At 59.6% G+C, this 25,360-nt stretch carries 20 protein-coding genes; 8 read left to right on the top strand and 12 right to left on the bottom strand.

Annotated elements, in window-relative coordinates:
• Positions 1-109 precede the first annotated feature (109 nt).
• A complete protein-coding gene (locus tag ABIB60_RS19045; RefSeq protein WP_354582067.1) occupies positions 110-1,540 on the top strand; it encodes an RtcB family protein in 1,431 nt (476 codons plus the stop codon).
• Positions 1,541-1,649: 109 nt separating this feature from the next.
• Positions 1,650-2,333 (top strand): Ntn hydrolase family protein, encoded by a 684-nt coding sequence (locus ABIB60_RS19040; protein WP_354582066.1) that lies wholly within the window; start codon positions 1,650-1,652, stop codon positions 2,331-2,333.
• A 111-nt stretch (positions 2,334-2,444) separates the two neighbouring features.
• Here the strand turns inward: ABIB60_RS19040 and ABIB60_RS19035 are convergent, their stop codons facing one another.
• Entirely contained in the window at positions 2,445-3,590 is a 1,146-nt protein-coding gene (locus ABIB60_RS19035; RefSeq protein ID WP_354582065.1) for a PepSY-associated TM helix domain-containing protein, read from the bottom strand.
• Positions 3,591-3,698: 108 nt separating this feature from the next.
• Entirely contained in the window at positions 3,699-6,161 is a 2,463-nt protein-coding gene (locus ABIB60_RS19030; RefSeq protein ID WP_354582064.1) for a TonB-dependent receptor domain-containing protein, read from the bottom strand.
• Positions 6,162-6,355: 194 nt separating this feature from the next.
• On the opposite strand from ABIB60_RS19030, the gene ABIB60_RS19025 reads away from it, so the two are divergent.
• From ABIB60_RS19025 to ABIB60_RS19015, 3 genes are all read left to right on the top strand, one after another.
• On the top strand, positions 6,356-8,533 hold the full coding sequence (locus ABIB60_RS19025) for a prolyl oligopeptidase family serine peptidase (protein WP_354582063.1): 2,178 nt from the start codon (positions 6,356-6,358) through the stop codon (positions 8,531-8,533).
• Between the two features lie 133 nt (positions 8,534-8,666).
• The gene (locus tag ABIB60_RS19020; protein ID WP_354582062.1) at positions 8,667-8,897 is read left to right on the top strand and encodes a hypothetical protein; all 231 of its coding nucleotides are present in this window, start codon (positions 8,667-8,669) and stop codon (positions 8,895-8,897) included.
• A gap of 147 nt (positions 8,898-9,044) precedes the next feature.
• Positions 9,045-9,545 (top strand): GNAT family N-acetyltransferase, encoded by a 501-nt coding sequence (locus ABIB60_RS19015; RefSeq protein WP_354582061.1) that lies wholly within the window; start codon positions 9,045-9,047, stop codon positions 9,543-9,545.
• A gap of 128 nt (positions 9,546-9,673) precedes the next feature.
• Here the strand turns inward: ABIB60_RS19015 and ABIB60_RS19010 are convergent, their stop codons facing one another.
• From ABIB60_RS19010 to ABIB60_RS18965, 10 genes are all read right to left on the bottom strand, one after another.
• Positions 9,674-9,976 carry a DUF4286 family protein gene (locus ABIB60_RS19010; RefSeq protein WP_354582060.1) on the bottom strand — a complete coding sequence of 101 codons (303 nt, stop codon included), beginning with the start codon at positions 9,974-9,976 and terminating at the stop codon, positions 9,674-9,676.
• A 115-nt stretch (positions 9,977-10,091) separates the two neighbouring features.
• On the bottom strand, positions 10,092-10,541 hold the full coding sequence (locus tag ABIB60_RS19005) for a DUF6526 family protein (protein ID WP_354582059.1): 450 nt from the start codon (positions 10,539-10,541) through the stop codon (positions 10,092-10,094).
• A gap of 93 nt (positions 10,542-10,634) precedes the next feature.
• The gene (locus ABIB60_RS19000; protein ID WP_354582058.1) at positions 10,635-11,012 is read right to left on the bottom strand and encodes a hypothetical protein; all 378 of its coding nucleotides are present in this window, start codon (positions 11,010-11,012) and stop codon (positions 10,635-10,637) included.
• A 76-nt stretch (positions 11,013-11,088) separates the two neighbouring features.
• Positions 11,089-12,354, bottom strand: coding sequence for an MFS transporter (locus ABIB60_RS18995; protein WP_354582057.1), 1,266 nt, complete (start codon positions 12,352-12,354; stop codon positions 11,089-11,091).
• A gap of 183 nt (positions 12,355-12,537) precedes the next feature.
• Positions 12,538-13,470 carry a cation diffusion facilitator family transporter gene (locus tag ABIB60_RS18990; protein WP_354582056.1) on the bottom strand — a complete coding sequence of 311 codons (933 nt, stop codon included), beginning with the start codon at positions 13,468-13,470 and terminating at the stop codon, positions 12,538-12,540.
• 120 nt (positions 13,471-13,590) lie between these two features.
• On the bottom strand, positions 13,591-16,053 hold the full coding sequence (locus ABIB60_RS18985; protein WP_354582055.1) for a TonB-dependent receptor: 2,463 nt from the start codon (positions 16,051-16,053) through the stop codon (positions 13,591-13,593).
• Between the two features lie 269 nt (positions 16,054-16,322).
• Positions 16,323-16,880, bottom strand: coding sequence for a hypothetical protein (locus tag ABIB60_RS18980; protein WP_354582054.1), 558 nt, complete (start codon positions 16,878-16,880; stop codon positions 16,323-16,325).
• Positions 16,881-16,916: 36 nt separating this feature from the next.
• On the bottom strand, positions 16,917-18,137 hold the full coding sequence (locus ABIB60_RS18975; protein ID WP_354582053.1) for a hypothetical protein: 1,221 nt from the start codon (positions 18,135-18,137) through the stop codon (positions 16,917-16,919).
• A gap of 28 nt (positions 18,138-18,165) precedes the next feature.
• Positions 18,166-20,568, bottom strand: a complete 2,403-nt coding sequence (locus ABIB60_RS18970; RefSeq protein WP_354582052.1) for a TonB-dependent receptor — start codon at positions 20,566-20,568, stop codon at positions 18,166-18,168.
• Between the two features lie 163 nt (positions 20,569-20,731).
• Positions 20,732-21,076, bottom strand: a complete 345-nt coding sequence (locus ABIB60_RS18965; protein ID WP_354582051.1) for a hypothetical protein — start codon at positions 21,074-21,076, stop codon at positions 20,732-20,734.
• A gap of 531 nt (positions 21,077-21,607) precedes the next feature.
• On the opposite strand from ABIB60_RS18965, the gene ABIB60_RS18960 reads away from it, so the two are divergent.
• The 3 genes from ABIB60_RS18960 to ABIB60_RS18950 all read left to right on the top strand — a co-directional run bounded on the left by ABIB60_RS18960 (position 21,608) and on the right by ABIB60_RS18950 (position 25,295).
• Positions 21,608-22,075, top strand: coding sequence for a hypothetical protein (locus tag ABIB60_RS18960; RefSeq protein ID WP_354582050.1), 468 nt, complete (start codon positions 21,608-21,610; stop codon positions 22,073-22,075).
• Positions 22,076-22,250: 175 nt separating this feature from the next.
• Positions 22,251-24,083, top strand: coding sequence for a molecular chaperone HtpG (gene htpG / locus ABIB60_RS18955; protein WP_354582049.1), 1,833 nt, complete (start codon positions 22,251-22,253; stop codon positions 24,081-24,083).
• Between the two features lie 255 nt (positions 24,084-24,338).
• The gene (locus ABIB60_RS18950; protein ID WP_354582048.1) at positions 24,339-25,295 is read left to right on the top strand and encodes a toxin-antitoxin system YwqK family antitoxin; all 957 of its coding nucleotides are present in this window, start codon (positions 24,339-24,341) and stop codon (positions 25,293-25,295) included.
• Positions 25,296-25,360: the final 65 nt, after the last annotated feature.

Raw genomic sequence — 25,360 nt, 5'->3', positions numbered from 1 at the left:
TTGTGTAATTAGAGTGATTGATTTACAGTTTGGGGAATAGTTTACAAACTCATCCATAACCCAACACCATCCAAACACGCTACAACCAGTCGTACCCACCCGATTTGTTATGGCGACTTCAAAACTGCGCGGCAACGACTTACGCAAGCTCGGCTACCCCGAAGGCCGGGCCATCAACCTGGCCCTAGACGTACTGGAAGACCGGCAACTCAGCAAGCTGGACAAAGGCAGCGCCCTGGCTTTGCTGCGCCGCATCAAGGAAGACCCCTACGCTTACCTGCGCGACTCGCTGTGGCGGGACGTAGCCAAGGAATTCGTGCCCGACCCGAAACGTGACGTAGGCCTGAACCCGGAGGTGAAGGACTACCGCCGCTACGGCGAGGCCTTTATTGAGGATGGGGCCCGCAAGCAGATGGACACCGCCATGCAACTGCCCGTTACGCTGGATGGTGCCCTCATGCCCGATGCCCATCAGGGCTACGGCTTGCCCATTGGGGGCGTGCTAGCCGTGGATAATGCCGTAATTCCCTACGGCGTGGGCATGGATATTGGCTGCCGGATGGCGTTATCGGTGTTTGAGCTGCCGCGGCAGTACTTGGGCCAGCGCATGCAGGAATTGAAGAAGCTGCTGCATAACCACACCCGCTTCGGGGCCAAGGAAGTGTTCAAGAATCCCACCGACGACCCTATCCTGGACCGGCCGGAGTTCCGGGAAATTGCGGTGGTGCGAGGTAAGCGGGAAGCGGCCATCAACCAACTGGGCTCCTCTGGCTCCGGCAACCACTTCGTGGAGTGGGGTGTGGTCGATATTATGACTCCCGATAACGAGCTGGGCGTGCCGTTGGGCCAGTATCTGGGCCTGCTTTCCCACAGCGGCTCCCGGGGCTTGGGTGCGGCCATTGCCCAGCACTACACCAAAGTGGCCATGAGCAAATGCCCCTTGCCGCCCGAAGCCCGCTACCTCGCCTGGCTCGACCTGGATACCCAAGAAGGGCAGGAATACTGGCGGGCCATGAACCTAGCTGGCGACTATGCTTCGGCCTGTCACCGCGACATTCACCGCCGCCTCAGCCAGGCCCTAGGCGAAAAGCCGCTGGCCAAGGTGGAGAACCATCACAATTTTGCCTGGAAAGAAACCCTGCCCGACGGGCGCGAAGCCATTGTGCACCGCAAAGGGGCCACACCGGCCGGAAAAGGAGTGCTGGGCGTTATTCCAGGTTCTATGACGGCGCCAGGCTTCATTGTGCGGGGCAGGGGCGAGCAGGATTCTATTCAGTCGGCTTCCCACGGGGCCGGCCGGCGGTTGTCGCGCACCCAGGCCAAAAAGGAGGTGAGCGAAGGAGAGTTGCGCCGCTTGCTGCGCGACAAAGGCGTGGAACTCATCGGCGGCGGCCTCGACGAAGCCCCCATGGCCTACAAAGACATTCATCAGGTAATGGCCCACCAGCAAGAGCTGGTCGATGTGCTGGGTTCCTTCACTCCCCGCATCGTGCGTATGGATGCCGGCGGCAATGGCAAAAGCAAGTACGGCGGCGAGTAGCCCAGGCAACATAAAACAGCAGCGGAACCCAATGGCCCTGGCGTCGTTCTTGCAGCTACTACCGAAGTTGCCGCTTCGGTGGTAGCTTGCCGTTTCTTCGCCGACATTCATGAACAACTCCACCTCCAACAAGCGCCAAAGCAACGACTTCTTCTGGCCCAGCTACGTGGATCTGATGACGTCCTTGTTCGTGGTGATGCTGGTGCTGTTTGTGTATAGCTTCAAGCTGTTCAAGGACCGGGAAGGGGAGCTAAAGCAGGCCAACGGCGAGCTGAAAGCCAAGGCTGTTGAACTAGAGCAGATTACTCGCATCCGGGAGTCGCTCAGACGGCTGGAGGGGCGCTATTTCCGCTACGACCCCCAAAACGAGCGGTATGAGCTGAAGCTGAACGTGCAATTCAAAGCCGGTCGCGACGAAATTCAGGACAGCTATAAACCGGCGCTGCTACAGGCCGGACAACTCCTGCGGGAACGGCTACGCAGCCTCAGCGCCACCAACCAGGGCCAGAACGTGCGCTACCTGGTGATTGTGGAAGGCATGGCCGCCCGCTACCCCCAGGGCGACCCACGCAACCAGCGTGAAGAGCAGAGCACCTACCAGCTCAGTTACCGCCGCGCCCTCAACCTGCTCAATCTCTGGAAGCAAAACAACCTCAACTTCAGCCAAGACCGCAACATTGAGCTCATCATCGGGGGTAGTGGCTTCTACGGTACCGGCCGCTACTCCGGCCGCCGCGAAGGCGACAACAAGCGCTTCCTGATTCAGGTGATTCCGAAAGTAGGGCGGATGTAACGGCTAATGAACACAGCGAAGGACCTTCCCACGCAAGAAACAGTCACTATTTTGAGCTGTTGATCTTGCCTGATAAGGTCCTTCTTTCTGCCCAATGCGGCAGGGTAAAAGCTACATAGCTACTTGCAGCCGTTGCGGCCTTTTCTTCTTGGTTTTGTTGCGGCGGCCCCACCAGATAACGGTGCCGGTAACAGGAAGGCTGGCACAAATCAGACTTGTTAGGAAAGCCACGAGCTTGCCGCCGAAACCCAGAATCTGGCCCACGTGCAGGTCGTAGTTCATATCCGAGAACTTGGTGCCCGCGCTTTTAGTCTCGTGAAAGCGGGAGTCCAGCACCTTGCCCGATACAGGGTGAAAGGCATACTCGTCGCGGTGATAGTAGTGCAGGGCCTTCTTGTAGGTCCAACAAAACGTAGGGGCTTTGCCCGCGCCGGTTGGGCCGATAAGTACCATTTCGTTGGCGGGCGAAAGGCGGCGTGCGGTGCGGTACACTACGTCGGATAAGGGCTGGTCAGCAGCCGATACGGTCTGCAGGGTGTCGAGCTTGGTTTCCATCAGTTCCTGCGGCGCTGGCTTCCCCCCATCTACCACGTACACAATGGACTGCAGTATCGCGGGGAAAATCATGAACAGGCCCGACAGCGCCAGTACCAACCCAATGCTGGCCGCGTAAAAGCCCAGCACGTTGTGCAAGTCATAATTAACGCGCCGCCAGCGGGCTCCCCACTTGATGGTGAAACGCTGCTTGCGTTCCTGTTTGCGCTTGGGCCACCACAGCACCAAGCCCGTCAGCATCATTACCACAAAAATGGAAATGCTGACACCTACCACCCACTTGGCAATGGGTTCGGGCAGCAGCAGGTGCATGTGAATTTCCTGGATAATAGAGAAGAGGTGCGTGCGCAAGTCCTGCTCGTACAGCACTCGGCCCGTGTACGGATTCAGTGACACCATAATGGGCGCGCCGGCTTTATCGGTGAAGAACACCGTGGCCGAGCGTTCCGGTCCGAAATAAGTAGTCCAGCAGTCCACTGCTTTCACGCCGGGGTGTGTAGCCAGCGCCGCCGTCTGCAGCTGAGAGGGCAGCACCATGGCCGACTGTTGCACTTCCACCTTGCGCCAAGGCTCCGTGAAGTCCCGGATGTCATCCTGAAACACGAAAATGGCGCCCGTCAGGCTCACGATGAACACAACCAGCCCGGAGGCCAGCCCCAGCCACAAGTGCAGCTTCCCGACGGTTTTCTTGAATGTGCTCATCGTGTAAGGGGAAAACAACTGTCATTCCGAGCAGAGCGAGGAATCTGGCGTACTCATTAGGAGATAAACCCAGATTCCTTGCGTTGCTCGGAATGACAGATAGTAAAGTTAAAACTTATACGCTACGCTGCCGATGATGCTACGCAGGCGCTGGGGGTTCATGGTGGTGTAGCCGGTCCAGTACTGTTTGTCCGTCAGGTTATCCACCTTGGCCGAAATGCGGTACTTGGGCTGGTCGTAGAACACGGAGGCGTTCAGCACGGTGTAGCTGGGCAGGGTAAACACGTTATTCACGGCGTTCTGCACCTTGTTGTCGCTCACGTAGTTGCCGCCAATGCCGGCACCCAGGCCCTTCAGCGCGCCTTCCGGCTGACGGTAGCTTACCCAGACGTTGGCCAGGTAGGGCGAGGAAGCGGTGTTGGGCCGGCGGCCGTTCACTTCCTCCGGCGAGTCTTCAAATTTCGAGTCGTTGTAGGAGAAGCCCCCGATTACGTTCAGGCCGCGCACTGGATTGGCTACCACGTTGACTTCTACGCCTTTGCTGCGCTGGGTGGCATCCTGGGCGTTAATGGCTTCAAATGTGGTGGGCGCGTAGCCCAGTAGCCGCAGCCGATCCTGCACCCGAATATTGTAGTAGCTCACCGTGGCGCTGAGGCGGCCGGCGGCAGCGTCCAGCTTCACCCCGCCTTCCCATTGGTTGGCGCGCTCGGGCCGGGCCAGTGAGCGGCTGCCGTCGGCGGCTAGGTAAAGGCCCAGGTTGTTGAAGCTGTTCTGGTAGTTAGCAAACACGCTCACCCGGTCTTTCACCGGCTGATATACCAGCCCGAACTTCGGCGACCAGGTGGTTTGCTTGTAGGCCTGCACCGGGGAGTAAAATAGTCCGCCTTTGTTATCCACGTGGTCGACGCGCAGGGCGGCCAGCACGCTCAACTGCTCCGTCAGGTTCAGCACATCCGAGATGAAGGCGCTGTAGGTGTTCGACTTGGTAGTCACCAAATAGCGGCCCCCGCCACTGGCGGCGTACACGGCATTCATGTTGGTGCCGTTGAACTGGTCCAGCACGGGCCGGGGCGAGGCCAGCGCCACCGTATCGAAGTTGCCGCCCAGGAAGTTTACCTCGGAGTTCACGCGCAGGAAATCCAGGCCCAGCACCACGCGGTTGCGCATGTTGCCCACCTGGAAGTCACCGTTGAAGAGCTGTTGCGCTTCCCAGAGCTGCCGCTGGCTGTTGTCCGTCGATTGGTCGGCGCGCACTAGGTAGTTGGCGGCTTCGGGCAGGTCGGGGCGGCGGCGGCGGAACTCTGGGGTGGAGGGCGTCAGGTAGTAGTAGGCCGAGTTACCGTTGGAGTAGCTGTTGCTGCTGGTCAGGTAAGTGGTAGCCGTGAAGGCGGGTGAAATCTTGTACTGCACCTGCCCGAACAGGTTGGTGCTGCGCGAGTCCTGAATCAGGCCCGGCCCCTGGTACGACTGGCGGTAGTCGAACGGCGACTTGTCGGCCCGGTCGAAGCCCAGCACACTGGGGGGGAAGTACAAGAAGATGAATTGGTTGCCCGTGCCCCGGCCCTTGTAGATTTCAGCGTCGAGGTTCACCGTCAGGCGGTCGGAGGGGCGCCACTGCAAGCTGGGAGCTACCGCGAAATTCTTGTTGAAGCCGGTGTAGCCCTTGTTCTGGAAGTTGTCCTCGTAGGTGTAGGCCGTGTTCAGGCGGATGCCCAGCGTTTTGGGCTGGTCGGCGGGCGTGTTGCTGTCTACCAGGTTCACGTCGGCCGATACGCGGTGGAAGCCGTAGGAGCCGGCCGCCACGTTCACCTCGCCCCCGAAAGTGTCCAATGGCTTTTTGGTGACGCGGTTGAGCAGACCACCGTACGACGTCAGGGCCGAACCGAATAGCGTAGCTGATGGGCCTTTAATAACTTCCAGCTTCTCTAGGTTCACCGCGTCGATGTTGCCAGTTACGTTGCCGGCCACGCCATTGCGCAGCTGGCTTTGGGTAACGAAACCCCGTGCGGCGTAAAAGGCGCCCCCGTCGCCGCCGCGGCCGGTGGCATCCCACATTTTCTGCAGGCCTGGCGCGTTGCGGGTCGCATCATCCACGGTAAAGATTACCTGCTCGGTCAGCAGCTCCTTGCCCACGGTGGCGTACACCTGCGGGTTTTCCAGGTTACTGAGCGGCATTTTGTTCACGTCCACGCTGGTGGAGCGGTTGAACTTGTTGGTGCGGTTGCCGCTGATAACCACTTCTTTGAGCTGCTCGGCATTTTCCGTCAGCATAAAGTCGGCCACGGTGGCCTGGCCCCCGCTCACGGTTACCTGCTGCTCGGTGGTTTTCAGGCCCACGGCCGATACAACCACCGTGTACTGTCCGTCCCGAACCCGCTCAATTACATACTCGCCCTTGTTGTTGGTAATGGCTCCCTGGCTACGGCCCTTCAGGCCCACGGTTACGGCTTCGGCGGGGCTACCATCGGAGGTGGTTACGCGGCCCCGGATGGCGGCAGTTTGCTGGGCCTGCACCGTGAGGGCACAAGCCAGAATAGTAGAAGTCAGGCCCAGGGAGCGAAGATTCAACATGGTGTGTGTTTGTTTAGAATAGGTCTAAAGTACTGCAAAGGAACGGCAGAAATTCTGTTTAGAAAAATTCTTAATAAAATTAATGCTGCTATATAAGGGTGCCTGCATCGTTGAAATCTGAAAGAATCTGCGGCATCCGGCCAATCTGCAGCATCTGTGATTTATCTTCGGTGCTCTTCCCGCTATTCCCAACCATGCAAAAAATCATCCTTCCCGTAGTAGCTCTGGCGGCCCTAGCCTCCTGCCGCTCCACCCAGTCGCAGGCGCCAACCTCTACAGCGGCTGCCGTTTCTACTTCCACTTCCGCTTCCGTGCAATACCCCCAAACCAAAAAAGTCGACCACAAAGACGACTACTTCGGCACTTCCGTAGCCGACCCCTACCGCTGGCTCGAAGACCTCGACTCGCCCGATACCAAAGCCTGGGTGGAGGCTGAGAACAAAGTCACCTTCGGCTACCTGGAGCAGATTCCGTTCCGCGACAAAATTCGGGAGCGGCTCACCAAGATGTGGAACTACGAGCGGTTCGGGATTCCCCAGCAGGAAGGCAATCAGCTGTATTTCAGCAAGAATGACGGCCTGCAAAACCAGGCGGTACTCTACACTCAGCAAAACGGGCAGGAAGGCCAGCCCGATCTGCTGCTTGACCCCAACAAGTTCTCGGCTGATGGTACCACGGCTTTGATGGGTACGTACTACTCCAACGACCACCGCCACATGGCCTACGCCACCAGCGGCGGCGGCTCCGACTGGCAGCAGCTGAAAGTGCTGGACCTGAAAACCCGCCAGCCCCTCGCCGATGAGCTGCAATGGGTGAAAGTATCGGGCGCGGCCTGGTACAAGGATGGCTTCTTCTACAGCCGTTACGATGCGCCCAAAGCCGGCCAAAACCAGCTTTCCGGCAAAAATGAGTACCACAAAGTGTACTACCACCAACTCGGCAAGCCCCAAAGCACCGATAAGCTGGTGTACGAGGACCCCAAAATGGCGCTGGGCTTCCGCACCGTGGGCACCACCGAAGATGAGCGTTTCCTGGTGCTCTACCTCACCGATGGCAAAGCCGACGGCAACCGCCTGCTGGTGCGCGACCTGACCGACCCCAAGCAGGCCAACGGCTTCACGCCCATCATCAACAGCTACGAGGACAATAACTCGGTAATTGGCAACGTGGGCGGCAATTTGCTGGTGCAAACCAACTATAAAGCCCCCAACTACCGCGTCGTCCTCATCGACCCAAAAAAGCCCCAGGAGGCCAACTGGAAAGAGGTGCTGCCCGAAACCGAGCAGAAGCTGGAAGGCGTGGACCACGTAGGCGGCTACCTAGTAGCTTCCTACCTGAAGGACGCCAGCAGCCTGATTAAAGTGTATACCGAGAAAGGCCAGTTCAAGCACGATGTGGCCTTGCCGGCCATTGGTACGGCCTCGGGCTTCGGGGGCAAGCGGGATTCCAAGGAGGTGTACTATGCCTTCACCTCGTTTACCTACCCCACGACCATCTACAAGTACGACCTGGCCACGAACACCAGCACTGTGTTCCGGGCCCCGAGCGTAGATGTGAAGCCGGCGGACTATGTGACCACGCAGGTATTCTACAAGAGCAAGGATGGCACCAAGGTGCCTATGTTTATCGTCCACAAGAAAGGGGTGAAGCTGGACGGGCAGAACCCAACGTATTTGTACGCCTACGGGGGCTTCAACATCTCGCTCACGCCGGGCTTCTCGGTGGCACGGATGCTGTGGCTGGAAAACGGCGGCGTGCTGGCTATTCCCAACCTGCGGGGTGGGGGTGAGTACGGCGAGAAGTGGCACCAAGCCGGTATGACGCCCAACAAGCAGAACGTGTTCGATGACTTCATTGCGGCGGCCGAGTACCTGAAGGTGCAGGGCTACACCAGCACCGAGAAGCTGGCCATGGCCGGCGGCTCCAATGGCGGCCTGCTGGTGGGCGCCACCATGACCCAGCGCCCCGACCTCTGCGGCGTGGCCTTCCCGGCCGTGGGCGTGATGGACATGCTGCGCTACCAGAAGTTCACCATCGGCTGGAACTGGGCCCCCGAGTACGGCACCTCCGATAACTACGCACAGTTCCAGAACCTGTACCGCTTCTCGCCTTTGCACAACCTGAAGCCAGCCGCGTACCCTTCCACCATGATTACCACCGCCGACCACGACGACCGGGTGGTGCCGGCGCACTCCTTCAAGTTTGCCGCCGCCCTGCAGGAAGCCAACAACGGCCCCAAGCCCCAACTCATTCGGGTGGACGTAAACGCGGGCCACGGCGCGGGCAAAAGCACCAAGCTCCAGATTGAGGAGTGGGCCGATATCTGGTCCTTTGCCTTCTACAACATGGGCGTGAACCCGTACCGGAAATAAGTTGCTGGTTGGTAGTTGTCGGTTGTTAGCTGATGGAACGAACTAACAACCGACAACTACCAACCAACAACTCATTTGCCGTATCTTCGCGGCCGCAACTCCCGTAATTGCCTCTGGCTATTTGCTTTCTGATATGAAAAAAGTACTCCTTTTCGGTCTGCTGGCCGTTTCCTCGCTGTCGGCCACTTCCTGCAAAAACCCCGACGTTCGTTCGGATGAAGATATTACGGCCAAGCCCCTGCCCGAAATTCCGGCTGCTCCCGACACCACGGGCGGCAAAACGGCGCCAGTTAACCCCGCTACCCGCGAAATCAACGCTGTAAACGCTACCGAGGACATCAAGAAGATGCAGCCGGTAATGTAATTGCCGTACGCACCCCCTAAAACGGAATGAGCAATGACCCCTGGGGTTGTTGCTCATTCCGTTTTAGGCTAGGCTGCAATGCGCAACCCCCACAGTGTGTACCTTCGTCAGGCCAAGGTGCTTTTTGACTAATCATTCCTGCTTACTATGAACATTCGTCGGGGCCGGGAGGCCGATTTACCGCAGGTGCTGGGCCTGATTCAGGAGCTGGCCGAATACGAAAAAGCGCCCCAGGAGGTCACCAACACGCTGGTTGATATGCAGCGCGACGGGTTTGGGCCCGAACCAATTTTTCGGTTCTTCGTGGCCGAGCAGCCCGATGGCGCTATTGTGGGTATTGCGCTGTACTACACGGCCTACTCCACCTGGAAAGGCCGCATGCTGTTTCTGGAAGACCTAGTAGTAACCGAAAATCAGCGTGGTACCGGCCTAGGGCGCAAGCTTTTTGATGCCGTGGTAGCCGAGGCGCGGCAGACGGGTGCCAACCGTATGAAGTGGCAGGTGTTGAAATGGAATGAGCCCGCCATCGGCTTCTACAAAAAGCTGGGGGCCTACCTCGACCCCGAGTGGGACAACGGTAACCTCAACCACGAGCAGCTGCATACCTACGTCTGCCACCCGGCCGCCGAAGCTGCCGTGCAGGCTTAATCCTGTACAGCTCGTCATTCCTCGACTTCGTTCGGAATGACGAACAGCGTCAATGTTTATTTATCATCGTCAATAATAAAGAAGGCCGCCCAGTGGGCGGCCTTTTTGGTTGGCATACATACCGAAAGCTACTCCACTACCTCCAGCATGGTGCGGAAGGAAGCATAGCGGCCGGCGAAGTGCTTTTCCACTTCCGCCCGCAGAGAGGGGGCAGCTACCTGCTGGTACTCCTCCAACTGGTCGAGGCTCACACAATAATATTGGGCGGCGTAGGTGATGCCATTGTCCTCCTCGTTGAGCAGGCGGCACAGCTGGCTTTTCACGAAAAAGCCTGTGGCCATCACCTCCGGAATGTGGGTGTCCTGCATGAAGCTCACCCATTGGTCTTCAATTTCCGGGTCGAGGCTGGTGGTAACGTTGTATAGAATCATGGGAGAAAAGCCGAAGCGGTTCAGGGTAAAAAGGGTTCTGCGGGGTGCAGAGTAGAGGAACACAAAAGTCGGCCAAAAAATCCAACGGGAGTATTAGCAGGCTTGCGACTGGGTGTCACACCCGCATATCATCAAACTGAAACTGCTGAATGCGGGCCTGGATATCCTTGGAAGAAAGCTTTTCGCGGATGGCAACCTGCACCAAACCGGGCAGCTCCTCGTCGCCGGCAAAACGCAAGCCTAGAATTTGACTGAGCTGGAGCTGGGCTTCCAGGGGGCGGAAGCTCTGGCCCGTCACCTCAAAGTAGCGCTGCCGCACTTCCAACCGAATCAGGCGGTCCTGGAGTTGCAGCGCGTAGTGCTGGCGCATCATGATGAGGGCACCCAGCCCCACCATGGCTAGTAGCATCACCGTGAACCACAGCCGGGAGACTTCATCGTCGTTGCCGGCTACCCCAACGTAGCGCCGGATGGCATAGGCGGCCAGAATGAGGGCCGCAGGCACCAGCACAAAATGGTGCCAGGGATAATACATAGGCGTGTTTTTGGTAGGCTGATTGGCCATCGGGAGCAGGGAATAAGGTGAGTGTAGAAAGGGGTGATACGAAAAAACTCCGGCCAAGGACCGGAGTTTTCATGGGGTTGAGCAAAGTCAGGATTACATTTTAGCGGCTTTCCTGGCTTCGCGGGCCTTACGCTTCTCGTCACGGGCGGCTTGCTTGGCCGCCGATTCCTGACGGCTGGCTTCCTTGGCTACGTCGCGCTGGCGCTTGAGCTCAATTTTCTGCTCTTTCATCTGCCGCTTCTGCTCGCGCATGGCGTTTTCCTGGTCGCGCAGTTGGGCTTTCGTTTGGTCTACGCTGCTACGGGAGGCGGTAGTTTCCTGCTTGCGCGCTTCCAAAGCCGCTTTGGCTTCAGCGGCCCGCTGCTGCTGCATCTGAATGCGGGCCTGGGTGGTATCAACCACCTGCGCTTGCGCGTGGCGGCCACTCAGGGCCAGGGCAGCAATGGCGGCTACAACTAGTATCTTTTTCATAAGAGGGGACGAAGCATAAGATGAGCTTCGCCCCCTAGTACGTAGGTGCCCGGGGACGGTTAGCCAGTAAACAGGCTTATTCTTCTACGTAGTCCAGGTCTTTGCCAAAGCTTTCCGGCAGTGTGCTCACCGCCCAAAACGCAATGAGCAGGGAAACACCGCCTACCACGGCTCCGGCCAGTACGCGGTTGGGGGTGCCGGGCTGGCCCAACGCGGCGGCCGTATACTGAAAAATGGGTACCAGCAGCACTACCGAGCCCCGGGCAAAATTGGGGGCCGTAGTAGCTACTGTGGCCCGCAGGTTGGTACCGAACTGCTCGGCGGCCACCGTCACGAACAGGGCCCAGAACCCCACCGAAATGCCCAGTACAAAGCAGACGGCATAGAATACGGTGGGTGAGGCCCCCCGAATGGCAAACAGATAAACGCCCACCATCAGGCCGCAAAACGCCAGAAACAACTGCAATGCCCGGTTGCGGCTGCGTAGCACCTGGCTGAGCGTGCCACTGGCAAAGTCCCCGAATACCAGCCCGAAGTAGCACCAGAACACACCCAAACCCGCCGTAACGGGACCAGTCAGGCCCAGATCCCGGCCGAACTCAGGGGAAAGGGTAATCAGGATACCGACCACAAACCACAGCGGCACGCCAATAAGCAGGCACTTGAGGTAGCGGGCCAAACGCGGGCCGTTGGTAAACAGGGCAAAGAAGTTACCCCGCTCCACCTCGCTCTTTTTGGTTTGCTCGAACATGCCCGACTCATACACGCCCACCCGCAACGCCAGCAGCGCCAGGCCCAGCCCGCCACCCACGAAATAGGCGTTGCGCCAGCCAAACTTGTCGCCTACCCAGTAGGCCAGCATGGCCCCAGATACGCCCACGGTGGCCACAATCATGGTACCGTAGCCGCGCTTTTCCTTGGGCAGGGTTTCGGAAACCAGGGTGATACCCGCGCCCAGCTCCCCGGCCAGCCCAATGCCAGCAATCAGCCGCAGCCAGGCATATTGCTCCACCGTCTGCACGAAGCCGTTGGCAATGTTGGCCAGCGAGTAAATCAGAATAGAACCGAACAGCACCGAGAGACGACCCTTTTTATCCCCGAGCACGCCCCACAGAATACCGCCGAGCAGCATGCCGCCCATCTGCATATTGATGAGGTAGAGGCCCTGACTGGTCACCTGGTCGGCGGCCGTGATGCCCAGCTCATTGAGGCTCTGTACGCGCACAATGCTGAACAAAATCAGGTCGTAGATATCGACGAAGTAGCCTAGGGCGGCTACCACCACAATGGCGCTGAGCAGGCCGGTGGTTTTGGGGGGAGAAGCCGGTGTAATGGTATTCATACGGGAAGGGAATTTGGGGCCCGCAGATTACGAAGATTTATTCAAGACCTCACCCCTCGGCCCCTCTCCTCAGGGAGAAGGGTGCGTTCTGAAGGATTAGTTCTTTATCAAAACGGATAGTACTACATCTGCTGTGCCGACGTCTGGCACCCCTCTCCCTGAGGAGAGGGGCAGGGGGTGAGGTCACGCCCTCGGTTCGTCGCAGCAGCCATGGGCACCCATCAGGGGGAAAGAGTCTTCCAGCTGCACGGTGCAGTGGCGGATGTTGAACTCGTGCAGAAGGTCGTGCTGCAGGTCGCGCAGGAATTGGTTGCCGTTCTGGCCGCCGGGGCGCACCAGGTGGGCCGTAAGGGCCGTGTCCTGAGTGCTGAGGGGCCAGATGTGCAGGTCGTGGACGCCCGTGACGCCGGGACGGGCCAGCAGAAACTGCCGCACCGCCGCCACCTCAATACCGGCCGGAGCACCTTGCAGGCCCAGTTGTACGGTTTCGCGCAGCAGGCCCCAGGAGCTGTACCCGATGATGGCCAGAATGGCAAAGCTGATAACGGGGTCGAGCCAAAGCCAGCCAGTAAAGTACACCAGCGCCCCGCCCACCACTACACCCACCGACACGAGCATATCGGTGAGCATGTGCAGGTAGGCCCCGCGCACGTTCACGTCGCCCTTTTGCCCGCTGCGGAATAGCCAGGCCGTGAAGCCGTTGATGAGGATACCCAGACCCGCCAGGGCCATTACTACCGGGCCGTTGATGGGGGCCGGGTGGCGCAGGTGGTCAATGGTTTCCCAGAGAATAAAGCCCAGCGCCAAGTACAGCAGCGCCGCATTCAGCAACGCGGCCTGAATGGTGGCGCTTTTGTAGCCGTAAGTAAACCGCTCAGTGGCCTGCCGCTTAGCCAGCAACGCTGCGCCCCAGGCCAGAGCCAGACTCAGCACGTCACTCAGATTGTGGCCGGCATCGGAGAGCAAGGCGGCCGAGTTGGCCCACAGGCCCCCGGCCGTTTCCCCGGCCACAAACAGTAGGTTCAGGGCAATGCCCCAGCCAAAGGCCCGACTAAAGTTGCCATCGGCGGGTGGGCCGTGGTGATGGTGGTCGTGTCCGGTGTGGTCGTGGGCCATGAGGGGGCTACTATTAGGCTGTGAGCAGTAGCGCGAACTGTGTAGTTCGCGTCCCCGCGCCGATAGAATTGTTGTGACGGCGCGGGGGACGCGAACTACACAGTTCGCGCTACAACCAAACTACTTAAACGACAACGGAACCACTAGCTTCACGCTCACCGTGCGGCCCATGTTAAACACGCCCTGCCGGCCCGTGGTGTAGTTAATGGCCGTGTATTTCAACCGGCTGAGATGATTCTGATACGCGACATCAAACAGGTTGTTGGCCGCCAGGTACACCGAAAACAACGTCCGGTCCTTGCCCGACACCACATCCGTGCCCAACCCGGCGTTAAATAGGGTGTAGCCAGGCGTGCGGGTTTCGGTGTCGAAGGCCGAGAAGATGCGGTTTTGGCGGAAGTTGTGCTCCACCGTGCCCCGGGCGTACAGGTTGCGCAGCCGCGAGTTATTCACTTTCCGGAAGTTTACCCGCAGCTCCGATTGCAGCCGGTCGGCCGGGGTGAAGGGCAGATTGCGCTGCCCGGCCGGCTGATCAAGCTGCACAGCCCGCACCATGGAAAAGGTGTTTTCGAAATGCAGCCAGTCCAGGGGGTGGGGGTGAATATCCAGACTGACCTCGCCCCCGGCCAGGCGGGCGTCGCCCTGCCCGTAGCGGAACACCCGGTCCCCCTCCGCCGATACCGAGTCCTGGCCGGTGGGCGTGGTGAGGGCCCGGGGGAAGATGTAGTTGCTGATGCGGTTGCGGAACACGTCGGCCGAGAGACTTACGTGGTCCGAAATGAAACTCAGGCCCCCGTCCAGCTGAAAGCTGGTTTCGGCCTTCAAGTCTGCTTCCCCGATTTCGTAGCGCACCGTGCCCTCGTGGATACCATTGGAGCCCAGCTCGGCAATGTTAGGTGCCCGGAATCCGCGCGCGGCATTGGCCTTGAGAAGCCACTTCTCGCTAAGGTTGTAGGCCCCGCCCACGCTGCCGCTCACGTTGCGGAAGGTGCTCCGGAAGCCCGGGAATTTCTCCTCCCCCTGGCCGGTGGGTACAGGCTGCTCCTCGTCGTTAAGGAAGAGAGCATCGGCCGTAATGCGGCGCACATCGTAGCGCAGGCCCCCGCTCACATCCAGCTTGCCGAAGCTCTTGCGCGTCACGCCGAACAAACCCCCTTCCCAGAGCCGGTAGGCCGGAATCAGGAATTCCACGCCCTTGTTCTGGTTTTCCTGCCCCATGCCGCTCACGCCCACGGTGGTATTCCAGCCCTGCATTTCGGGCAAATACCAGCGCAGGGCGTAGTCCACGGTGCGCAGCTGAAAGAACAGGGACTTCTCGTAGTAATCTTTGGGGTTGCCGAACTCCCGGCGCAGGTTCTGCTGCCAGTTCACGTTCAGCGTAACCCGGTGCTGGCCCAGCACAAAGTTGTTATCGGTGCCGATGCGCAGGTGGTTGATTTGTTGGCGGGGCACATCGAGGCCGTAGCCCGAAAAGCCGCTGCCATTAACTATTTGCGTTTCACCTAGGCCGTTCACCCGCGTAAACCGGCCCGAGGTGCTGTCCCGCTCGCCCTCAATCAGGCCCAGAATCTGGTTGAAGGAACTGACGGTGAGGTGGGAGTAGCCCCAGCTTTTGTTCAGGCCCACGTAGCCGCTGCCGTTCAGCTCCCGGAAGCCCGAGTTGTATACCCGCCCATCGTAGGGGTTGCGGTAGTCGGCGGCCACTTTGCCCGAGCCCCGCACCTGCCAGTTGAAGCCATTCAGGTTGCCCGCATTCCACACGGAGTAGCCCTGCTGGTAGTTGTTGGTTTGGTAGTTGGCCGTTACAGAGCCTAATATCCGGCCGTCCTCCACCGGGTCGGGGGCCAGGAAGTTGATAACGCCGGCCAGCCCATCGGAGCCATACAGGAGGGAGCCGGGACCTTTGATGATTTCGGCCCGGTCAATGCTGTACTCGTCGATTTCAATGCCGTGCTCATCACCCCACTGCTGGCCTTCCTGCTTGCTGCCGTTGTTGAGGGTAATCACGCGGTTGGCCCCCAGCCCCCGGATAATGGGCTTGCTGATGGCCGCGCCGGTGGTAATCTGGTTGAGGCCGGGCGTATGGGCCAGGGCATCTACGGCGTTGGTGGCGGCCGTCTGGCGCAGGCGGGTTTGGTCGACCACAGAGGTGGGTACCGGGGAGCGGCGCATTTCCGTGCTGGCCGATACGCCCGTTACCACTACCTGCCCAATTTCGGTTTCGGCGGGCGTGAGGGCCGCATCCAGCCCGGTGCCAGCGCCGGTATCCACGGTGCGCACCACGGTGGTGTAGCCCACAAAGCGCACCTGCATCAGAAAACGGCCCCGGGGCAGGTTGGCAAACCGGAAGTTGCCCTCCGCATCGGTGGCGGTGGCCTGTTTGAGGTCGGGAAATACCACGGTGGCGCCGGGCAGCGCCTCGCCGGTAGCCGCATCAGTAATGCGGCCGGTAACCGGGGTGGCAGCTAGGCGGGTAGAGCGGGACGAAGCGGCGGAATTAGGGGTTGGTTGCTGGGGCGGAGTTTGGGCCAAGGACTGGCCGGCTAGTAGCAACAGGCCGGTAGTAAGTAAGGGTCGGGACATAGAAACGCAAATTACACGCTGGCAAGGAACGAGAAATGCAGCCCGAAAGCTGCACTGGGCCGGAAACGAAAGAAAACACCGACCAAGGGCCGGTGTCTTCCTGGAATTTCTCCACAACCAAAACGGGAGAAAAGTGGGTGGAGAGGCCGTTTGCAGCCAGCCCCTCCTAGTGAAATAGTGAACTGGTGATTTAGTGAGTTTGACCTGCTACTTGCACCACTGCGCCGTACGATGCGAGCATCACTCAAACGTCAAACTCACCAACTCACTTATTTCACCGTAACCGGGAAATCAACTTCCACGTCCGTGTCGCCGGGGGTGGCGCTGCCGTTCTTGGTGCCGGGCTGGTGCCGGAGCGTAACGCGCAACGTACCCGCCGTGGCCGAGGCTGCCGCCGTTTGCAGGCGGGTTTCCAGGCCGATTTCCAGGTTGTTCTTGTCTTTGTCGGTGCGGGTTACGGTGAGGTTGACGCCCGAGGGAGTGAAGATGAAGAGGTGCTCATCGGCCTCCTCCTTCACCTCCGCCGATATATCCTCGGCTGGGGTCTTGGTTTCATCGAGCAGCACCAGTTTGCCGGTGTAGGTGGTGTTGGCCGCCAGTGTAAGGCCGCTAATCACCGGAGCCGCGCCCCCGTCGCCATCCACGTCACGGTACTGTGCCGTGAGGGTGCTGCCGCCGTTGGTCGGCGTCAGCTCGTAGCGTACTGTGGTAATCTGCTCATTGTCATCGTCGGGCGTGGGCGTGTCGTTGTCGTCGGAGCAGCTGCTGAGCAGGGGCGCGGCGGCCAGAGTGGCCAGGAAAGCGGAGCGGAAAAGCAGGTTGTTCATGTGGTTGGGGGAAATGAAGAGTGGAAGTAAATAGGATTAGTGGCTGTCTTCCTCGTCCACATCGGCACCTACCAGGGCCAGGCGCAGGGGCTGGCCGGTTACAGTGAAGGTGGAGTGTTCGGAGAGGTCGGTTTTGCGCAGCATGTGCACCTTACCCTGGGGGGCGTTGGTCACGTACACGTAGCGGCGGCTAGCCGCGAGGTAGGGCGTAGCAGCTTTGGCATCGAGCAGCCCAGTTAGGGAGCGACTGGCGGTGCGCGTACCAGTGGCGGCATCGTGCACGCTCAGCGTACCCTGCTCATCCAGAATAAACACGCTGCTGCCTTCCTCATCCAGGGCCACGCGCACGAAGGTGGCCGTAGTGCCTACCTGCGTCATGGTGCGGGCGGATGGGTCGATGCGGAACACGCCGTAGTTGTTGCGGGAACCCAGGAAGGTGCGGGCTTTCTTGGCGTAGTAAATGGTGGAAAGCCAGTTGCTGCCGGCCCCGGCCGGGTACGGAATCAGCTGCTGCTCCCCGGTTTGTTTCACCACCAGTACCCCGCTGGCGGAGCCAAATAACGCCTGCTGCCCGTCGCCGGCGTCGCCGTGAATGCCCTGGGTGGCCACCGTGGACGCACTCACCACCGTGCCCTGGGTATTTACCAGCTTCACCTGCTCCGGCAAGGAGCCCGATACCGTGTTATTCTTGTGCGTAACGGCGTAGGTACCATTGTCAAACAAGATCATGGCGCCGTGGTGGGCGGCCCCCGTTACAAAGCTGGTTGGGGCCGGCACGGTGTGCAGCTGGCCTTCCTCCACGTAGCTAATGGAGGCCGTGCCGTCGTTGAAAATGCTGATTTTGTTGTGCGAAGCATACACGTGCGAGGGAGTCAGCCCCGTTGATTTGGTGAGGCCCCATTTGGGCGTGCCCTTCACGTGCACATGGTCGTCGTGGCGGTCAATGCCCGTGTCAAAAAACTCCACCAGGTTGTTGCCGGAACTCACCACGGCGGCCCAGCGCCCAGTGGCCGAAGGATACACCGACGCCCCGCCGTAGCCGGCCTGAAAAGCGGTTTGCTCGCTTTTAGCGGGGTTGAGCAGAGTTACCGTGTTGGAGGTTTTGTCGGTGATGAGCAGGCGGGCAAAGCTGCTTTCGGTTTTGGGGGCGGCAGTTTCTTCTTCCCGCTCGTTTTTGTCGCAGGAAGACAGGAGGCTACCCCCGGCCATAGTGAGCAAGGAAAGGAAAAGGGCAGAACGGTTAAAAGTCAGTTTCATAAAAGCAGAAAGAGAAAAGGCGAAAAGATTACATGGCGAGGCGCAGCCGCAGCGTCACGTTGCGGCCCATCTCATCGGCGAAGTAGCGGTACCGGTTCAGGTAGTCCCGGTAGCGCTGGTTGAGCAGGTTGCTGCCGGCCACGCTCAACTCCAGGGGCAGGCGGCCCCAGCGCAACGTGGTGCCCGCTTCCAGGCCCAGCAGCCCGTAGCCGGCCGGGGGCTCCCGGTAGTCCCGCTCGGCGTAGTTGCGCGGCACCCGGGTTTGGCGGGCCACGCCCGTGCCCAGAGCCTGCACGTAGGTGTCACGCGGGCGGCTGGCGGCGCGGTTTTTCAAATCGAAGCGTAGGCTGAGCTCGGCCCGGTCGGCGGGCATGAAGATGAGCCACTCATCCTGGCGGGTGTCCCGGCCCCGCACCACGGCCACCTTCCCGCCCAGCTGCCACTGCGGCCCCAACACGTAGGAGCCACTCAAATCGAAGCCCCGCAGCGTGGCGTTGGTTTGCCGGAACTGCCAGCTGGCCAGCACACCCCGAATGTTCACCACCGGCGGCAAAATGGGCGACTGGTACAGGAAGTTGAGGATGCGCGTCTGATACACGGTCAGCTCCCCGTTCAGGCGCGGATTATCGTGCAGGGTGGCAGTGAGGCCCAGGTTCAGAGCAGTTTCGGGTACGGCGGGGCCGTTGCCGGGCACCAGGTCGTAGCCCAGCTCGTACTGCGCGTTGTGCACTCCGTCACTAAACCGCTCATTGGCGGCCGGAGCCCGCCGCGTCAGGCCCGAGGCCAACCGCAACGCCAAGTGAGTGGAGGCATCATACACGGCTCCCAGAGAAGCGGCTGGGGTAGTGTACTGAAAGCGCGACTCCGCTACGCCGAACACGCCGCCCGTGCGGGTAGCGCGCTTCACTTGCAGGTCGCGGCGGTCCAGGCGTAGGCCGCCTTCCAGCAGCCACTTGCCTTGCTGCCACTGCTCCAGCCAGAACAGGCCCCCGGTGTAGTTGGTGTAAAAGGGGATGAACTGCCGGCTGCCATCGGCGTAGCGGTTGAACTGGTAGGTGCCGGCCAGCCCAATACTGCCCGTAAAGCGGTGCCAGGCGCGGTGCTCCCACAGCAGCTCGGCGGTGGTGGTGCGGTTGGTGTAGCTCAGCTCGGGGCGGTTGAGGGCGGCGCGGTTGTCGTTGCGGGGGCGGTACTTGTCATATTCGTCGCGCCCGTCCAGCTGCTGGGCTACGGTGGTGCTCAGGCGGCCCGCGCTGCCGGTTTTCACGAAGCCCGTCACCTTGAGCACCTGGTGTTGCACTTGCTGGTAGGCCCGCTCAATGTCGTACGTAAAGCCACTGGTTTCCAGGGGCCGGTTCCGGGCCACGGCCAGCAGAAAATCCTGCTGGTTGCCCACGTGCGCCGCCGGCAGAATCCCGATGCGGGTGTTGAACTGGCTGTAGAAAACCTCTACCCCATAAGTGGGCTTACGCCAGCCCAAACTGCCCGAGAAGTTACCCTCCTCGAAGCCCGAGTTCTTCAGGTAATAGCCCGGAGCCCGCATAGTACCGGCTTTGCGCACGGTGCCCTGCACTCGCCAACTGAGCGCGGGCAGGCGGCGCAGGTTGCCCTCCACCATACCCGATGCCGCCCCCAGCCCGTTGTTACTCATGCCCACCAGGTTCAGCTCCGCGCCCACGCCCGCCGAGTCGCGCAGGGGCCGGGGCTGCAACAGCACCACGCCCCCAATAGCATCGGAGCCGTAGCGCACACTGGCCGCGCCTTTTATCACAGTAAGCTGGGAGGCCAGAAACGGGTCAATTTCCGGTCCGTGCTCCTGGCCCCACTGCTGGCCTTCCTGCCGCACCCCGTTGTTGAGAATGGTCACGCGGTTGGAGTGCAGCCCATGAATCATGGGCTTGAAGATGCCGGGGCCGGTTTGCAGGGCCGTTACGCCGTTCACCTTCTGCAGGGCTTCGCCCAGGGTTTGCCCCCGAGTTTGCTGCAGGTCTTTTTCAGTGAGAGTAGCTGTAGCTTGGGTAGTGGGTGCCGCCGCCCGCTGTCCGCTTACCACGGCCCCTTTAAGGGCCACGGCATCGGGGTGCAGGCGGAAGTCCCGGTAGGCGGCGGCCGTCAGGCGCACTTCCACTACCTCAGGGGCAAACCCCACAAAGCTCACCTGCACATGGTAGGTACCGGGGCAGAGGTTGTCGAGGTGGTAGTGGCCGTCGGGTTCGGTTTGAGTGGCCTGCCGGGTTTCCAGCACCACCACCGTGGCACTGGCCAGCGCTTCGCGCGACTCATGGTCCTGCACGCGGCCGCTCAGGAGCAGGGCACAAGCCGGAGCCGGAGCCTGGGCCCACAACAACCGGGGCAGCACGCTAACCAGTGCCACCACCAGCCCAAGGCCAGCGCAACGGCCCCAGGATGGCCCCGGAGCACAAGAAAACATATGAAAAGAGGGAACTGCCCGTGGTCAGGTAAACCAACCGGTGTGCTCATAGGCTGTCCGGAGCGGGCAGGGCTCCGGTAGCGAGTACGCATCTAATCCAACTTCACAGGTGGGCACTGCCCCAAGAGGAGCGGCCCGAATTAGCACACGGGTTTATGTGAGTTTAGCCCAGGCTGGGCGGGCCGCGCAGGTCGGCGGTGAGCTGAGGTAAGCAGGGCCAGGCAGCTGGTAGGCTGCTGGGGGCAAGCTCGGCAAAAACTGCTGCCACCGGCGCTACCAGAGGAAGCACGGCAGCCGGCTCAAACGCCGACTTGAAAAACTGGTCCGCGTCGCAGTGCTGGTGCTTGGCCGAAACCAAGGCTTTTCCTTTCGCCCAACTAGCCGCCTGCGTGGGCTCCTCGGTGGTGTGCTCGTGCTGGTGCAGCGCCAGTACCCACGTGTCTGGCAGCAGCACCCGCACAAAGCACAGGAGCAGCACAAGGGCCAGCCGGGAACGAAGAGTACGCATTTGCAACAATGTGTCGAACACAAGCAAAGGTAACCGGAAAACCGAAAGCCCAATTTTCTGCCCCGGAAAAAAAATCGGGCATCACGCAAGCATAACTCTGCGGCAATACCCAGGCAATACCCACTTCCCACCTTTGCCGGGCAAATAGCTGAGGAAGAATACCATGAAAAAGCTGACAAACCGATTATTGCGCCAACTAGCGCAGGCACTAAGGCCCGCGGCTACCAAAGGCCAGAAGGCTAACCCCGAGCAATTGTTCGTATGAGTGGCAGCGCCAAGTTGACCTTCAGTTACCGGCCCAGGCGCTTTGGCTACCGCACCCGCCAGCTGGCGGTAGTACCACCTGTGGCAGTGGTTTACTTTGTTGATAGTCAATTGAGTGCTGTCGAAAAAACTGCCGCCTGAGCATCAGTCTGGTAAACGGCCGGGTTGGGCGAGAATCGGACCGGGGTGAACGAATACGGCGGCAGCAGCCCTATGCTGTCCGGTAGTTTTGTAGTCTGCCCCGCCACTTGGCCGGGCCCGGCTGCTATGGTGCGTACGCTCAATTCTCTGGCTACCCAATGGGTGCCGAACCTGCATTTGCTTCGGTGGGATTGGCAAGAACCTCTCTCGGCGGCCAGTTTTCGGGCCGCTTTCAACCGGCTGTTGCTACAGTCCCAGCAGCTCCGGGTTACACACTGGCTGGTCGATGTGTCGCATGCCCCCGTCGTGGGGTTTGAGGAGCAGGCTTGGCTCAGTGAACTGTGGCTGCCAGACTTTGCTGAACTGCCCGTACGAACAATTGCGCTGGTGCTGCCTACCAATCTGCACAACCAACTGGTAGTGGAAAGCGTGCTGGCTGATGGGCGGCGCTTGGTGCGGGCAGAGGTACAGTTCTTCTCCGATGTGGTGTCGGCGCTGGATTGGCTTACTGAATCGGATGAGCAGGCTGCCGCGCAAATGGAACAGGAGTGGCAACGCACTACTAAGCCGCAAATTAGTGCTTTGGTGCGCTGAACCGGTTGTGGAGTAAGGTGGGTGCCTGGATGGAGAGCAGGTTGGCGGCGCTGTCAAACTGACAGCCGAGTGTAGGTTGGAACGGGGTTTGAAACGGCCGAAACTGCGCGGTTCGCCGGCATACAAGCTGGCAAATCGTCTGATGTTGTTTTCATTCACTCCTTCCTAATTCGTTATGCAAGAGAAAGGTAGCATCTCAATTCACACTGAGAATATCTTCCCCATCATCAAGAAGTTCCTGTATTCTGACCACGAGATTTTCCTGCGGGAATTGGTCAGCAATGCCGTGGACGCTTCCCAGAAGCTGAAAAGCCTGGGCCAGCTGGGCGAGTTTAAAGGCGAGCTGGGCGAGCTGAAAGTAACGGTGAGCGTGGACAAGGAAGCCCGCACCATCACCATCTCGGACCGCGGCCTGGGCATGACGGCCGAGGAAATCAAGAAGTACATCAACCAGATTGCCTTCTCCGGCGCCACTGAGTTTGTGGAGCAGTATAAGGAGAAGGACGCCGCCACCAAAGACCAGATTATCGGTCAGTTTGGCTTGGGCTTCTACTCGGCCTTTATGGTCGCCAAGGAGGTGGAAATCTTCTCCCAGAGCTACAAAGAAGGCACCGAAGCGGCCCACTGGGTGTGCGATGGTAGCACGGAGTTCAGCCTGGAAACTACCGAGAAGGCCGACCGGGGCACCGATGTAGTGCTGCACGTGGCCGAGGATTCCGATGAGTTTCTGGAGCCCCAGCGCCTGAAAGGCATCCTCACTAAGTACTGCAAGTTCCTGCCTATTCCCATCGAGTTCAAGGGCGAGGTCATCAACCAAACCCAGCCCATCTGGACCAAGCAGCCTTCGGAGCTGACCGACGAGGATTACACCAAGTTTTACCAGGAGCTGTACCCATTCTCGGAGCCCCCGCTGTTCTGGATTCACCTGAACGTGGATTACCCCTTCAACCTGACGGGTATTCTGTACTTCCCCAAGGTAAAGGACGAGCTGCAGTTCCAGCGCAACAAAATTCAGCTGTACTCGCGCCAGGTGTTCATCACCGATGAGGTGAAGGATGTAGTGCCTGAGTTCCTGATGCTGCTGCACGGCGTTATCGACTCGCCGGATATTCCGCTGAACGTGTCGCGTAGCTTCCTGCAGGCCGACGCGGCCGTGCGCAAAATCAACCAGTACATCACCAAAAAGGTGGCCGACAAGCTCAGCGAGCTGTTCCGCAAGGACCGCGCCGGCTACGAGCAAAAGTGGTCGGATATTGGCCTGTTTGTGAAGTACGGCATGCTCTCCGACGAGAAGTTCTACGACAAAGCCAAGGACTTTGCGCTGGTGCAGAACGTGGCCGGCAAGCTGTTCACGCTGCCCGAGTACCAGGAGTTTGTGCAGGCTAACCAGAAGGATAAGAACGAGCAGACTGTGGTGCTCTACACCACCGACGCAGAGGCCCAGCACGGTTTCGTGCAAGCTGCCCAAGACCGGGGCTACGACGTGCTGGAGCTCAACGGCCCGCTCGATTCGCACTTCATCGGGCAGCTGGAGCAGAAGCTGGAAAAGACGACCTTCAAGCGCGTGGATGCCGATACGGTAGGCAAACTCATTGAGAAGGATGACGCCACCGAGAGCGTGCTCAGCGAGGACGACAAAACCAAGCTGGCTGAGGTGTTCAAGCAGGCCATCAGCAACGAGCAGATGCACGTGCAGGTGGAAGCTCTTTCGCCCCAGGATGCTCCCGTGGTCATTACGCTGCCCGAGTTTATGCGCCGCATGAAGGATATGCAGCGCGCCGGCGGCGGAGGCGGTATGCAGATGTTCGGCAGCCTGCCCGACAGCTATACGGTGAGCGTGAATGCCAACCACCCCGTAGCCCAGCGCGTGCTGAGTGCTGAAGGCGAAGCGGGTAACAAGCTGGCTCGCCAAGCTTTTGACTTAGCTTTGCTGGCCCAGGGTATGCTGAAAGGAGAGGCGCTAACGGCGTTTGTGAAGCGTAGCGCCGATTTACTGGCTGCTGAGTAGTAGTAGAAAGTCTTAAAAGTTTAAAATGGTACAAAGCGCCGGCCACTGATGGGGTCGGCGCTTTGCTTTTGGTGGGAGCCGCAATATGAACACCACCTGTGGCCTAGTTGCACTCTCGGATGTGAGGGAGCCGTAGCTTTCTAGGTTTGTGCATCAGCCGCTAGCTTAGGTATCCGGCCGGCTCAGTTACTCCACCGTGGGCACCAAATCCCTTTATATTTACGTTCGTTGCTGCAAATCCTGCCTGATACCCTGATGCGTCCGTTGCGTTTGTTTCTTCTTGTGCCGGGGCTGTGGCTAGCTGCGGCCTGCTCGCACAAAACCGTTTCCTTCAATAGCCGCCCTGATGCGCCCATAACCCTGGCCGCTGCCGATACGCTGACTACGGCGGCCGATACCGCCAGTGCCCCCTCCTTAGTGGCCAAGCGCGTGAGCATGACCAAGGAGCAGGAGCGCGCCGCGAAGGATAAGGAAAAAGCGGCGCAACGTAAGCCTAAGAAAAAGAAAAACATCTTCCTGGGGGAGCGAATCAAGAAAGGGTATGTGAAATCGGGTCCTAAGGGCAAAAACCAGAAGGTGGAAATCTTCTATTACCTGCGCACCTTCCAGCAGCCCAATCCCTTTGCCCCGGCCCGCTACTACTTCAATCCCCGCAAGCGCAAAATATTCAAAGCCAGTACTGAGCTGAATGCCTCAACGGATAAGGTGCTGCACGGGCCCTACAAAATGCTGCAGGGCGGCAAGGTCATTGAAACTGGCTATTTCGCCTTCGGTACCCGCCACCTGCGCTGGGAGCGGCTCACCCGCGACAATACCCTGCTCACCAAAACGCACTACGAAATGGGCTTCCCGCGTGACGCTAACATCACGTACTATGATGCAAGCCAGAAGCAGGTAAAAGAAGTAGTGCCCTACCTCAACGGCAAGCTGGAAGGCGACTATGTGCGCTACAACGAAAACGGGCAGCTGGAATGGTCGGGCCAGTTTGAGAACGGCAAGCGCGTGGGCAACTGGGACCGGTATTGGGGTTTCCGTAACACTCGGAACCGCCTGCGCTACCAGTACCAATACGGCGAATCGGGGTATGAGCCAGAAGTAACCGAGCCAGTACTGGTAAAGGAATACAACCGCAACGGGGTGCTCATCTACGAAAAAGATAAGCTGGATAACCGTGACAAACCTGACACTGCCCGCCCCGGCAGCCGGCGGTAAGTGGTGAGATGGTGAAATAGTGAAATGGTGAGTTTAACGTTCTTTCCGCTCCGCTTAGAGCTGCC

Source organism: Hymenobacter sp. UYP22 (genome assembly GCF_040547285.1).
In the GTDB taxonomy this organism is placed as follows: Bacteria; Bacteroidota; Bacteroidia; order Cytophagales; family Hymenobacteraceae; genus Hymenobacter.
Note: the sequence above shows the minus strand (reverse complement) of the source record. Positions and strands in the feature narration are given on the sequence as shown.